This is a genomic window from Mycobacterium sp. TKK-01-0059 (assembly GCF_000709305.1).
In the GTDB taxonomy this organism is placed as follows: Bacteria; Actinomycetota; Actinomycetes; order Mycobacteriales; family Mycobacteriaceae; genus Mycobacterium; species Mycobacterium intracellulare.
The window spans coordinates 2418054-2430452 of sequence record NZ_KL446993.1; the positions used below are offsets into that span (position 1 = coordinate 2418054).

Annotated in this window: 13 protein-coding genes; 4 read left to right on the top strand and 9 right to left on the bottom strand. The window is 66.7% G+C overall.

Annotated features, from left to right (window positions below; translation table 11 throughout):
* Nucleotides 1–22: 22 nt before the first annotated feature.
* On the top strand, nt 23–1168 hold the full coding sequence (locus tag K883_RS11715; RefSeq protein ID WP_014710860.1) for a sulfotransferase family protein: 1146 nt from the start codon (nt 23–25) through the stop codon (nt 1166–1168).
* 194 nt (nt 1169–1362) lie between these two features.
* Here the strand turns inward: K883_RS11715 and K883_RS11720 are convergent, their stop codons facing one another.
* Both K883_RS11720 and K883_RS11725 read right to left on the bottom strand, forming a co-directional pair.
* The gene (locus tag K883_RS11720; protein WP_014379036.1) at nt 1363–1815 is read right to left on the bottom strand and encodes a hypothetical protein; all 453 of its coding nucleotides are present in this window, start codon (nt 1813–1815) and stop codon (nt 1363–1365) included.
* A gap of 5 nt (nt 1816–1820) precedes the next feature.
* Nucleotides 1821–2978: a Rieske 2Fe-2S domain-containing protein gene (locus tag K883_RS11725; RefSeq protein ID WP_036454536.1), complete on the bottom strand. Its 1158-nt coding sequence runs from the start codon at nt 2976–2978 to the stop codon at nt 1821–1823.
* 115 nt (nt 2979–3093) lie between these two features.
* Between K883_RS11725 and K883_RS11730 the strand changes: the two genes are divergently transcribed.
* Nucleotides 3094–3618, top strand: coding sequence for a gamma carbonic anhydrase family protein (locus tag K883_RS11730; RefSeq protein ID WP_036454538.1), 525 nt, complete (start codon nt 3094–3096; stop codon nt 3616–3618).
* Here K883_RS11730 and K883_RS11735 read toward each other — a convergent pair.
* From K883_RS11735 to K883_RS11750, 4 genes are read right to left on the bottom strand one after another with little or no spacing between them, the layout of a single operon-like run.
* Entirely contained in the window at nt 3615–4022 is a 408-nt protein-coding gene (locus tag K883_RS11735; RefSeq protein ID WP_036454539.1) for a nuclear transport factor 2 family protein, read from the bottom strand. The genes K883_RS11730 and K883_RS11735 overlap by 4 nt on opposite strands.
* On the bottom strand, nt 4019–5215 hold the full coding sequence (locus tag K883_RS11740; RefSeq protein ID WP_036454540.1) for a thiolase domain-containing protein: 1197 nt from the start codon (nt 5213–5215) through the stop codon (nt 4019–4021). The genes K883_RS11735 and K883_RS11740 overlap by 4 nt, the downstream gene beginning before the upstream one ends.
* Complete coding sequence (locus K883_RS11745; protein ID WP_036454542.1) at nt 5215–6279, bottom strand: thiolase domain-containing protein; 1065 nt, start codon at nt 6277–6279, stop codon at nt 5215–5217. The genes K883_RS11740 and K883_RS11745 overlap by 1 nt, the downstream gene beginning before the upstream one ends.
* 15 nt (nt 6280–6294) lie before the next feature.
* Nucleotides 6295–7299: a Zn-ribbon domain-containing OB-fold protein gene (locus K883_RS11750; protein ID WP_179945062.1), complete on the bottom strand. Its 1005-nt coding sequence runs from the start codon at nt 7297–7299 to the stop codon at nt 6295–6297.
* A gap of 63 nt (nt 7300–7362) precedes the next feature.
* Here K883_RS11750 and K883_RS11755 point away from each other — a divergent pair, with 63 nt between their 5' ends.
* The gene (locus K883_RS11755; RefSeq protein WP_036454546.1) at nt 7363–8394 is read left to right on the top strand and encodes an LLM class F420-dependent oxidoreductase; all 1032 of its coding nucleotides are present in this window, start codon (nt 7363–7365) and stop codon (nt 8392–8394) included.
* Nucleotides 8395–8543: 149 nt separating this feature from the next.
* Here K883_RS11755 and K883_RS11760 read toward each other — a convergent pair whose 3' ends face one another.
* Entirely contained in the window at nt 8544–9266 is a 723-nt protein-coding gene (locus tag K883_RS11760) for an acetoacetate decarboxylase family protein (protein WP_014710868.1), read from the bottom strand.
* Between the two features lie 42 nt (nt 9267–9308).
* On the opposite strand from K883_RS11760, the gene K883_RS11765 reads away from it, so the two are divergent.
* Nucleotides 9309–10532, top strand: a complete 1224-nt coding sequence (locus tag K883_RS11765; protein ID WP_014710869.1) for a cytochrome P450 — start codon at nt 9309–9311, stop codon at nt 10530–10532.
* Between the two features lie 57 nt (nt 10533–10589).
* Here the strand turns inward: K883_RS11765 and K883_RS11770 are convergent, their stop codons facing one another.
* A complete protein-coding gene (locus K883_RS11770; protein ID WP_014710870.1) occupies nt 10590–11426 on the bottom strand; it encodes a DUF559 domain-containing protein in 837 nt (278 codons plus the stop codon).
* Between the two features lie 104 nt (nt 11427–11530).
* Complete coding sequence (locus K883_RS11775; RefSeq protein ID WP_014379043.1) at nt 11531–12343, bottom strand: crotonase/enoyl-CoA hydratase family protein; 813 nt, start codon at nt 12341–12343, stop codon at nt 11531–11533.
* Nucleotides 12344–12399 lie beyond the last annotated feature (56 nt).

Consider the following 12399-nt stretch of genomic DNA (forward strand, 5'->3'; position numbering starts at 1 on the left):
ATGGGGAGGAAGCGGCGCAACGATGACTGAGCGTACCGACGTCGGCACCGTTGAAGACCTGAAGGCGTCGGCCAGCAAGATGATCGGGCTGGACGATTTCGGCAGCAACGACGACAACTACCTCGAAGCGCTGGAAGTGCTGCTCGACTCCTACCGCCGCGACGCCGACTTGACGCCGTTGGGCAGCAAGATGAATCGGTTCTTTTTGCGCGGTGCGCTGGTGGCCAGGCTGCTGTCCGAAGCGGCCTGGAAGCAATACCCGCAGCACGCGGACGTCGTCATCGAGCGGCCGATCTTCGTCACGGGACTGGTGCGCACCGGCACCACCGCCTTGCATCGGCTGCTGGGCGCCGATCCCGCGCACCAGGGCCTGCATCTGTGGTTGGCCGAATTCCCGCAGCCGCGCCCGCCTCGTGAAACCTGGGATTCCAACCCGTTTTACAGCCAACTGAACGCGCAGTTCGAGAAGCATCATGCCGAAAACCCGGACTACACGGGTCTGCATTTCATGGCGGCGTACGAGCTGGAGGAGTGCTGGCAGCTGCTGCGGCAGTCGCTGCATTCGGCGTCCTACGAGACGCTGGCGCACCTGCCCACCTACTCGCAGTGGCTCTCGCGGCAGGACTGGACGCCGTCGTATCAGCGGCACCGCCGCAACCTTCAGCTGATCGGACTCAACGACGCCGACAAGCGGTGGGTGCTGAAGAATCCCAGCCACCTGTTCGCGCTGGACGCGCTGATGGCGACCTATCCCGACGCGTTGGTGATCCAGACCCATCGTCCGGTCGAGACGATCATGGCCTCGATGTGCTCGCTGGCGCAGCACACCGCCGAGGGATGGTCGACGTCGTTCACCGGCGCCCAGATCGGCGCTGACGCAATGGAAACGTGGTCGCGGGGCCTGGAGCGGTTCAACACCGCGCGGGCCAAATACAGCCCGTCGCAGTTCTACGACGTGGACTACAAGGAGCTGATCGCCGACCCGATGGGCACGGTGGCCGACATCTACCGGCACTTCGGCATGACGTTGACCGAAGAGGCCAAGGCGGCCATGGAAAAGACCCACGCCGACAGCCAGTCCGGCGCGCGGGCGCCCAAGCACTCGTACTCGCTGGCCGACTACGGCCTGAGCGTCGAGACGGTCAAGGAGCGGTTCGCGGGGCTGTAGAAATCACAGGCGCCACAGGAGTTTCCGGTCCGATGGACGCGCCTTTTGCCCACCTCCGAGCGACAAAGCCGCGAATCGATCCGCGCGAATCCATCCGCGCCGCCTGCCGGTTGTCGCTCGGAGGTGGGCACGACGCCCATGGCTTCCGGGTGCCGGCTCGGTTCCGACGGGCTATGACGAACCGCGACCGTCGCTCAGTGCTCGTCTGGCTCGTCTTCGAGGTAGCCCTCGGCGACCGCATGCTCGATGCTGTCACTCAGTTTGGGGCAGGACCGGGTGCGCGCGGTGTCGCCGCCGGACTCGCGCACCTCGGTGAAGTGCGCGCAACGCTGCCAGGCCTCGGTATTCCATTGCACCGCAGTGTGTCCCGGCCCGAGCCTGCGCACCGTGACGCGGACGTGGCAGAAACGGCAGTCCACCGGCAACAGACCCGAGTTGAGGTAGCGCTCCCGGTCAGCGCGGCTGGCTTCGGCCACGGCGGCCGCGCGCTGCGGATCGTTGGCGAAATCCCTTGACTTCGACCACGATCGGGACCCCCCGCCGTTGCCGGCGGGCTTCTCCTCGTGGTCGTGATGATCGCCGTGCAGCTGCAACATCGACCGCGCGAGCCGATCGACGTCAGGTACCTGCGGCTGATCGTCGGCCATGATGGCTAGTGCTGCTCGGCCGGAACGTCCTCGGATTCCTTGGCCTTGAGGTTCTCGGAGACCTCGGAATTCCAGTACTCGTTGGCGCGGGTGGTGTCGACCTCGATCTCGAAGCGTTCCACCATTTCCGGCTCGATGTCGGCGACGTCGACATAGAACTGCTGATACCAGCGGCGCAGCTGGTAGACGGCACCGTCCTCTTCGACCAGCAGCGGATTGTCGATGCGAGTCTTGTGCTTCCAGATCTCGACGTCCTGCAAAAAGCCCTTGCTGACGCCCTCGGTGAACACCTTCGACAGCTTGTCGGTCATCTTTTCGTCCATGCCCTTGGGCTTTTCGACGATGACACCCCACTGCAGCACGAACGAGTTCTGGGTCACCGGGTAGTGGCAGTTGATCAGGATCGACTCGGCCTTGTAGCCGCCGTAGCTGTTGTGCAACCAGTTGATCATGAACGAGGGCCCGAAGTAGGACGCCTCGGAATCCAGGTGCGCCTCACCGTAAGACGTGCCGAGGTCGTTCACGTCGGGCCGGCCCACGTTGTGCAGGTACTGCGAGGCGATGTGTCCCTCGAAGACGTTCTTGAAGTACGTCGGCAACCCGAAATGGATGTAGAAGAAGTGCGCCATGTCGGTGACGTTGTCGATGATGTCGCGGCAGTTGGACCCCTCGATGAGGATGCTGTTCCACCGCCAGTCGGTCCACTCGTCGCTGTGGGCCTCCGGGATCTCCGGGATGCGCACGGCGGGGTCCGGCGGATTGTTTTCGTGGTCGTGCCAGACGAACAGCAGGCCGCCGCGCACGTCGGTGGTCCACGACCGGGTGCGCGCCGTCTTGGGAGTGCGCTTGGCGTACGGCACCAGCTTGCAGCGGCCGTCGCCGCCCCAGCGCCAGTCGTGGAATGGGCAGGCCACCTCGTCGCCCTTGATGGTGCCCTCCGACAGATCACCGCCCATGTGCCGGCAATAGCCGTCGAGGACCTTGATGTCCCCGTGGGAGTCGGCGAAGACCACCAGCTTGGTGCCGAAAGCCTCGATCGAATGCGGCTTACCGTCCTGGAAGTCCTTCGCGACGCCCAGGCAGTGCCAGCCGCGGGCGTACCTGGTCGGCAAGGCGCCGGGATCGATCTCCCGGATGCCGACCGCCTTGGTGCCGGTACTCACCTGTCCACCTCCAACTCATAGCCCTCTAACTAGAACACGTTACAGTTTTGCGGCGGGGCCGCGCAACGACGGCGAGCCTGGCTGGGACATATGCGTGTTGGGGTATACGTAGACGATGCCGCTGTTTGCATTCGAGGGCCGCGCACCACGGGTCGATTCCACCGCTTTCGTCGCCCCGACCGCCGCTTTGATCGGTGACGTCGTCGTGGAGGCGGGGGCCTCGATCTGGTTCAACGCCGTGCTGCGCGGCGACTACGGGCCCATCGTGGTGCGGGAGGGCGCCAATGTGCAGGACGGGTCGGTGCTGCACGCACCTCCCGGCATCCCGGTGGACATCGGTCCGGGCGCGACGGTCGCGCATCTGTGCGTCATCCACGGGGCGCACGTGGGGCAGGAGGCGCTGATCGCGAACCACGCCACCGTTTTGGACGGGGCGGTGATCGGGGCGCGCAGCCTGGTCGCCGCGCACTCGCTGGTCACCGCCGGCACCCAGATCCCGACCGGGATGCTGGCGGTCGGCGCCCCGGCTCAAATCAAGGGCCCGGTGGCCGGAACCGGCGCCGAGATGTGGCTCAAGCTCAATCCGCAGGCCTACCGCGACCTCGCCCAGCGGCATCTGGCCGGGCTGGAGCCGATCTAGACCTTGCGGGTGTTGGCCGCCGCGCGGTCCATCTCCCAATAGGCGCGCAGGGCCACCAGCTTGCCCTCGTCGTTGGCCTTGTAGGTGAACACGCCCTCGGCGGTCGTCTGGTATTCGCCCGTCGTGATGAGGATGTGCCCGACGTTGGCTTCCTCGTTGCCGCACTGATAGGTGTCGCGGAAAACGAACTCGATCTTGGTGGTCGGGGCGATCGCCTTGTCCCAGAAGGCCGAAATCGCGTCACGGCCCCGATGCCCTTTGCCCTCGGGGTCAAACGCGGAGGGGCCGATCGGGTCCTCGACGATGGCGTCGTCGGCGAACACCGCCAGCCAGGCATCCTTGTCCCGGGCCGCCACCGCCTCGCGGGAGCGGCGGCCGGCATCGTGCGCGGGATGCCCGCTCACGAGACCTTCTGGGCCGCGGGCTTGTCGGCGCCCACCACCCACATCGAGTAGTACTGCGAGCCGCCACCGTAGGCGTGTCCCAACGCCTTTCGCGCGTTGGGCACCTGGTGGTCGCCGCCCTTGCCCATGACCTGGATCGCCGCCTCGGCGAAGCGGATCAGGCCCGAGGCGCCGATCGGGTTCGACGACAGCACGCCGCCCGACGGGTTCACCGGCAGCCGGCCGCCGATCTTGGTCTCGCCCGCTTCGGTGAGCTTCCAGCCGTCGCCCTCGGGCGCAAACCCGAGGTTTTCCAACCACATCGGCTCGAACCAGGAGAACGGCACGTAGATCTCCGCGGCGTCGATCTCGTCGATGGGGCTCGTGATGCCGGCGGCCTTCCACAGCGCGGCGGCCGCGTCGCGGCCGGCCTGCGGGCTGACCTGGTCGCGCCCGGAGAACTGCAGCGGTTCGGTGCGCAGCGCCGTGGCATGGATCCATGCCACCGGATTGCTCTGCGCCAGGCGCGCTTCGGCGGCCTCCTCGTTGCCGATCACGACCGCCGCCGCGCCGTCGGAGGACGGGCAGGTCTCGTCGTAGCGGATCGGGTCCCACAGCATGGGCGAGGCCATCACCTTCTCCACGGTGATGTCGGGCTGGTGCAGGTGCGCCAGCGGGTTCTTGACGCCGTTGAGCCGGTCCTTGACCGCGACCATGGCGCCGACGTTCGTCGGCGCTCCCGATCGGCGGATGTAGGAGCGCACGTGCGGCGCGAAGTAGCCGCCCGCGCCAGCCCCCACCGGCTTGATGAACGGGATCGGAATCGACAACGCCCACATCGCGTTTGACTCCGACTGCTTCTCCCAGGCCATCGCCAGCACGCGCCGGTACTTGCCGGACTGCACCAGACTGGCGGCCACCACACCGGTGGAGCCGCCGACCGAGCCCGCGGTGTGTACCCGGATCAACGGCTTGCCGGTGGCGCCCATGGCGTCGGCCATGAACAGCTCGGGCATCATGACGCCCTCGAAGAAGTCCGGGGCCTTGCCGACGACGACGGCGTCGATGTCATCGAAGGTGCAACCCGAGTCGGCCAGCGCCCGGTCGATCGCCTCGCGCACCATGCCGTTCATCGAAACGTCCTGGCGCTTGGCGACGTACTTCGTCTGCCCGGTACCCAGTACCGCAGCGATGTTTGGCCCTGCACCGGCCATCAGTTCTTTCCTTCCATGACCGCGACCAGGTTCTGTTGTAGCGCAGGACCGCTGGTGGCGTGCGCCAGTACCCGCTCAGCCGAACCATTCCAGATGTGTTGTGCTGCAAAGCCGATGCGCTCGAGGCCGGCAACGAACATGGGATTGGCCGCCAGCGCGCCACCGGACGGATTGACCTTGGTCGGTCCCGGTATCCGGATGGCTTCCTCGAGGATCAGGTGCTGGTGGGTGAAGGGCGCACAGATCTCCGCCACATCCAGGTTGTCGGTACGGCCGCCGGTGGCCACGTGGGCCGCGGCCTTGGTCGACGGGGACTCGGTGAGGTCGCGCGCGCCCAGCGACGGGGTCTCGATGCGATGCTCGATTCCCGTGATCCAGGCGGGGTTTTCGCGCAGTTCGCGTGCCCGGTCGCCGGCCGCCAGCACGATCGCCGCGGCACCGTCGGTGATCGGCGCGATGTCGTGGCGCCGCAGCGGGTCGGCGAAGAACGGCCGTTCGAGCAGTTCGGCCACGCTGATCGAACCCTCGACCTTGTCCACCCGGCGCGCGTTCGCGAAGGAGTCGAAGGCCACGCGCGCCATCTGCTCCTCGGTCCACTTGCCGCAGTCGAGCCCGATGCGGGCCTGCAGCCCAGCCATCGAGATCGAATCGGGCCACAACGGCGCGACGGTGTAAGGGTCGGTCTGCCGCGACAGGATCTGGCGCAGGATCCCGGCCGAGGACTTGCCGAAGCCGTACACCAGTGCGGTGTCGACCTCACCGGTCAACAGCTTGATGTAGGCCTCGTAGAGAGCCCAGGCCGCGTCCATCTCGACGTGCGATTCGTTGATCGGCGGTACGGCGCCGATGGAGTCGATCGCCGAGATGAACGAAAAGGCCCGTCCGGCAAGGTAATCGGACGATCCGGAGCACCAGAAGCCGATGTCGGTCCGCTCGATGCCCAGCTCCTCGTAGAGCTGGGCGAAGCACGGTATCAACATCTCGACGCCGTTGGTGGTGCCGTCGGTGCGGCGGACGTGTGGTGCGTGGGCGAAGCCGACGACCGCAACGTTGCGAGCGCTCATAGGTAGGTAAGCCCTTTACAGGTGGTGCTTGTAGGTGTCGTAGTCGGCGTCGGGTTCCCCGGTCGGCCGGAAGTACTCGATGTTGTCGATGCCAAAACCCCACTCCTCGCGGGGTTTCCACACCGCTTCGACGCGCATGCCCATCCGTACCTCGTGCGCGTCGATGTCGGCGACGAGATGCAGGAACGGGATGTCGGCCCCATCGAGCAGCACATAGGCGGCCACGTAGGGCGGCTTGATGCGCTGGCCCTGGAACGGGATGTTGATGATCGCGAACGTCGTCACGGTGCCCTTGTCCGGCAGCTCGACGAAGTCGGTGGTCGGCTGGCCGGTGGCCGGGTCGGCGCCGTGGGGCGGGAAATACACCTTGCCGTTCTCACCCGTCTTCGCGCCGAGCAGCTTGCCCTGGGCGATGGCCCGCAGGTAGGCGCTCTCCTCGTGCGAGGCGCTGTGCTGGATGGTCAGCGAGACGGGCGTGACGATCATGGTCACGGGGTCCTTGTCGCCGTCCGACTGCTCCGCGACGGCTTCGGCTGGCTCTTCTTCGTCGCCCGGCTTGAAATACGCGATGTCGGTGATGGCGCCCACCGGCTCGTCCACCCAGTGCACGTGCACGCGGGTGCCGGTCTTGATGGCCTTGGGCTCGCCCGCATCCACCGCATGGATCAGCGGGGTGTCGGCGCCGTCGAGCTTGATCAGCGCCCAGGCGAAGGGCCGGTCGAGCGGCTGGCCCTCGATCGGTTCGGGCTGCCAGGTCCACGAGACGACGGTGCCGACACTGGATACCGGTACCATCTCGCCCAGCGGCTCGTAGGTGACCGGGTCATATTCCGGCGGCGGCACGTGCACTCGGCCATCCGACCCGCGCACCCCGAGGACGTGGCGGTCACGCAGGGCGGTGAAGAACTTGCTCAGCGTGGGGCCGACCGAACGGGTGTAGTCGAAGGACAACGTCAGTGGCGCGGCGAGCGGTGGCTCAGGGTTATCCATCAGGGGCGGGCTACTCGAGCTGGCTGTCACGCCATCGAGTAGAACAGGTTCTAAGAACGGATTCAACATCGGGTCTGCGGAAGGGTGACGACGATGAAGCTGGGACTGCAGCTCGGATATTGGGGCGCTCAGCCGCCGCAGAACCACGGTGAGCTCGTCGCCGCGGCAGAGGAGGCCGGCTACGACGCCGTCTTCACCGCCGAGGCGTGGGGATCCGACGCCTACACGCCGCTGGCCTGGTTGGGTTCGTCGACGTCGCGGGTGCGGCTGGGCACCTCGGTGGTTCAGCTGTCCGCGCGGACCCCGACGGCCTGCGCGATGGCCGCCCTGACGCTGGACCACCTGTCCGGCGGGCGGCACGTGCTCGGCCTCGGCGTCTCCGGGCCGCAGGTGGTCGAGGGCTGGTATGGCCAGTCGTTCCCCAAGCCGCTGGCCCGCACCCGGGAATACATCGACATCGTCCGGCAGGTGTGGGCGCGGGAGGCGCCGGTGACCAGCGCCGGTCCGCACTACCCGCTGCCGCTGACGGGCGAGCGCGCAACGGGTCTGGGCAAGCCGCTCAAGCCGATCACCCATCCGCTGCGGGCCGACATCCCGATCATGCTGGGCGCCGAGGGGCCGAAGAACGTCGCGCTGGCCGCCGAGATCTGCGACGGCTGGCTGCCGATCTTCTACACGCCGCGCATGGCCGATACCTACAACGAGTGGCTGGACGAGGGGTTCGCCCGCCCGGGCGCGCGCCGCAGCCGCGAGGACTTCGAGATCTGCGCGACGGCCAACATCGTCATCACCGAGGACCGCAGCGCCGCCTTCGCGGCCATGAAGCCCTACATCGCGCTCTACATGGGCGGGATGGGCGCCGAGGACACCAACTTCCACGCCGACGTCTACCGCCGAATGGGTTACTCCGAGGTGGTCGACGACGTGACGAAGCTGTTCCGCAGTGGACAAAAGGACAAGGCCGCGGAAATCATCCCGGACGAGGTGATCGACGACGCCGCGATCGTCGGCGACGTGGACTACGTGCGTAAGCAGATCAAGGCCTGGGAGGCCGCCGGCGTGACCATGATGGTGGTGTCCGGGCGCAGTACAGAGCAGGTCCGCGAGCTGGCGAGCCTGATCTGACCCCGGCCCACCGCGGACTAGAACACGTTCTACTTTTCTTGCCAGCGGCCGAGAACGCGTTCTAGATTGTCCGGATGACAGGCCCGACGACGATGCAGAGCGCGCAGCGCGATGAGGAGGAACCGGGCAATGGAGGCCGGCCCGGCCGGTCAGCCGAGCGGGTGGGCGTCGCCGAATGTCATCTCGACGTGGCCGACGGATCCAGAGATCATCGCCTTCTTCGGCAGGCCCAGCGACGCCAGCTCCTTGGCGTAGGCGTGATCGCCCAGTCGCAGCGTCGCGCCGCCGAGCTGACCGCGCAGCCCGCGCACCCGCATCTCCCACGGCACCTCCCGGGTGACGCCGTCGGCGTAGGTGTAGGTCTTGAGGACCTGCGGACGCGAGGTGAACAGCGACGGCACCGGCAATCCGCGGCCGAAGTCGATGCCCGCGATGTGCGCGCCGTCGGCGCTGACGTCGAATCCGAACCGGCCCTGCTCGCGAACGGTGAAGTCGGCCATGATCTTCGGGAACCCCCAGATGGAGCGTCCCGCTTCCAGGGTGAAGCTCTGGTCGACCGGCAGGTGGTGGATGAATGCGGCCGCGTCGCCCAGCGCCCGCCAGCCCCGCGCCGTCGAGCCGGGGGGATTGACCATTACGCAGGTGCCGAATTCGTGGTAGGACCCCAGGTCGCCGTCGATGTAGCGGGCCAGCATCAGGTTGACTACCGCCCGGCCCGGGCGGTGCTGGCAGACCCGCAGGCCGCTGTAGTCGATAAGGCGTTGCGCCGCTTGAGCATCCACCGAAAACATCGCGGTGTGCACGTCCGCTTTTCGTATCCGCACCGGCATGGTGAGGACCGTCCCCGCAACGATGTGTTGTGACTCAGCCATGCCGGTTACTGTAATCCGTTCGTCAACACTTGGAGGCTGTAGATGACTTCGACCATCCCGGAAGCAATCTCGAACATCGACCTGACCGACGGCAATTTCTACGCCGACCGTCACACCTCGCGCGAGGCCTATCGCTGGATGCGCGCCAACCAGCCGGTGTTTCGTGATCGCAACGGCCTGGCCGGCGCCACCACCTATCAAGCCATCCTCGACGCCGAACGCAATCCGGAGTTGTTCTCCAGCACCGGCGGCATCCGGCCCGAACAGCCGGGCATGCCCTACATGATCGACATGGACGATCCCGCACATCTGTTGCGGCGCAAGCTGGTCAACGCCGGCTTCACCCGCAAGCGGGTGAAGGAGAAGGAGCCGTCGATCGCCAAGCTGTGCGACACCCTGATCGATGCCGTGTGTGAGCGCGGCGAGTGTGACTTCGTCCGCGATATCGCCGCCCCGCTGCCGATGGCGGTGATCGGCGACATGCTGGGCGTGCTGCCCACCGAACGCAGCATGCTGTTGAAGTGGTCCGACGACCTGGTCTGTGGGCTGAGTTCGCACATCGACCCCACATCGGAGACGGCGCAGGCGGTGATGGCCGCGTTCGCCGCCTACACCGAATTCACCACGAGCATCATCACCAAGCGGCGCGCCGAGCCCACCGACGACCTGTTCTCCATCCTGGTGAACGCCGAGGTGGAGGGGCAGCGGATGTCCGACGACGAGATCGTCATGGAGACGCTGCTCATCCTCATCGGCGGCGACGAGACCACGCGCCACACGCTGAGCGGGGGGACCGAGCAGCTGGTGCGCCACCGCGACCAGTGGGAAGCCCTGGTGCGCGACCCGTCGCTGCTGCCGGGCGCGATCGAGGAGATGCTGCGCTGGACGTCGCCCGTCAAGAACATGTGCAGAACCCTGACCGCCGACACCGAATTCCACGGCACCTCGCTGCGTGAGGGCGAGAAGATCATGTTGCTCTTCGAGTCGGGCAACTTCGACGAGTCGGTGTTCGAGGATCCGGACAGCTTCGACATCCGGCGAAACCCGAACAGCCACATGGCGTTCGGCTTCGGCACCCACTTCTGCCTGGGGAACCAGCTGGCCCGCCTCGAGCTGTCGATGATGACCGAGCGGGTGCTCAAGCGATTGCCGGACCTGAGGCTGGCCGACGACGACTCGACCCTGCCGCTGCGGCCGGCGAACTTCGTCAGCGGCCTGGAGGCGATGCCGGTGGTGTTCACGCCGAGCGCGCCGCTGCTGGGGTAATCTCTTGCGCCGAGCGTGATCTCACGGCGAGATCTCGTCTGATTTCCCGCCCTGAGATCACGTTCGGCGCGGCCACGCCGCTGACACCCTGGCGATGACGCCGCCCGCCGTGTCCGCGGCCGTGACGCGAACGACGGTCCAACCGATCTCCGCCAGGGTCTCCGCGCGTCGAATGTCCTTGTTGAATTGCCGCTGATCGGTGCGGTGGTGGTCGCCTTCGTACTCGACGGCCAGTTTGATGTCCTGCCAACCCATATCAAGACAGGCGATCAGAGCACCGTAGTCATAAACCGGTATTTGAGTCTGCGGCCGCGGGAAGCCCGCGCGGATCAGCAGCAGCCGCAGCCATGTCTCGCGGGGAGATTCGGCGCCCTTATCGACAAGCGGCAGCGCGACGCGCGCACGCGCGATGCCCCGTCGGCCTCGGTAACGCTCGCCGAGTGAGCCGACCTCGCTCACCTTGAGATCGGTTGCGCGCGCGAGCGCGTCGATGGCTGCGACCGCCCGATCGACGGGATATCGGCAGGCGAGGTCGAGAGCCGTCCGTGCGGGGGTCGTCACCCGTAGGCCGGCGATCGTTTGTATCTCGTCCTCGGACAGCGAATCCGACCACGTGTTGATACCGGCCGGCGGGCGGCGGTGTTGATAGACCAACTGCGCGGGCGCCCGGTGGTCGATCCATTTGGCCCCATGCAGTGCCGAGGCGGAGCGCCCTGCGACGATGCCCCGTCGCCGCGACCACAGCCACGCGGCGCATGCGCGTCTTGTGGCGGTCAGTTCCGTGGCGGGGTCCATGTAGACGTCGGGGTGCAACGCGACGAACCGGCTCCGCAGCCGGTACCGGGTAAGGGTGCCGGCTGCGAGCGCCTCGCTGCCGATGAAGGGTTCGCGCACGCAAGCAGTGTGGCGTCAAGGACTGACAGCGACGCCGAGTGTGACGTCAGGGCGAAAAATCGGCCGAAAAGTCGCCGTGACTTCACGTTCGGCGGAGAGGGGACCTAGCGGTTTTGGAAGTTGGGCTTGCGCTTCTCGGCGAACGCCCGGGGGCCCTCCTTGGAGTCCTCGGACAGGAACACCGGTATCCCGTTTGCGGTATCGGGCTTGAAGGCCTCTTCCTCGTGCATCCCCTCGGTCTCGCGGATCGTCTTGAGGATCGCCTGGACGGCCAGCGGGCCGTTGTTCTCGATGACCTCGGCGATTTCGAGGGCCTTGGTCAGCGCCTGCCCGTCGGGAACGACGTGGCCGATCAGGCCCATGTCCTTGGCCTCGGCGGCGGTGATGTGCCGTCCGGTCAGCAGCAGGTCGCACGCCACGGTGTAGGGAATCTGGCGCACCAGTCGCACCGCGGACCCGCCCATCGGATACAGGCTCCACTTGGCCTCGGAGATGCCGAATTTGGCGCTCTCGCCGGCCACCCGGATGTCGGTGCCCTGCAGGATCTCCGTACCCCCGGCGATGGCCGGGCCCTCGACGGCGGCGATCAGCGGCTTTTTGAGCCGGCGGCCCTTGAGGAGGGCGTCGATCCGCGACGGGTCGTAGCTGCCGTCCTTGAATGACTCACCCGGCGGCTTCTGGGTCGCGGCCTTGAGGTCCATGCCCGCGCAGAAGTAGCCACCGGCACCGGTCAGGATGCAGCAGCGGATGTCGGGATCGTTGTCGACGCGGTCCCAGGCCTGGACCATGATTTCCATCATTTCCGTGCTCAGGGCGTTGCGGCGGTGCGGCCGGTTCATGGTCACGATGAGGGTGTGACCACGCTGTTCCACGAGCGCGTCAGGACCGGTTTCCTCGTTTGCTGGCGCCTCGGTCACGGTTACCGCCTTTCCCTCGACAATGGTCACGAGCTTGCCTCGAAATGTAACACGTT

Coding starts and splice junctions, on each gene's coding strand:
- K883_RS11715 (WP_014710860.1), top strand. CDS start 23: ATGACTGAGCGTACCGACGTCGGCACCGTTGAAGACCTGAAGGCGTCG.
- K883_RS11755 (WP_036454546.1), top strand. CDS start 7,363: ATGAAGCTGGGACTGCAGCTCGGATATTGGGGCGCTCAGCCGCCGCAG.
- K883_RS11720 (WP_014379036.1), bottom strand. CDS start 1,815: ATGGCCGACGATCAGCCGCAGGTACCTGACGTCGATCGGCTCGCGCGG.
- K883_RS11765 (WP_014710869.1), top strand. CDS start 9,309: ATGACTTCGACCATCCCGGAAGCAATCTCGAACATCGACCTGACCGAC.
- K883_RS11740 (WP_036454540.1), bottom strand. CDS start 5,215: ATGGCCGGTGCAGGGCCAAACATCGCTGCGGTACTGGGTACCGGGCAG.
- K883_RS11760 (WP_014710868.1), bottom strand. CDS start 9,266: ATGGCTGAGTCACAACACATCGTTGCGGGGACGGTCCTCACCATGCCG.
- K883_RS11745 (WP_036454542.1), bottom strand. CDS start 6,279: ATGAGCGCTCGCAACGTTGCGGTCGTCGGCTTCGCCCACGCACCACAC.
- K883_RS11730 (WP_036454538.1), top strand. CDS start 3,094: ATGCCGCTGTTTGCATTCGAGGGCCGCGCACCACGGGTCGATTCCACC.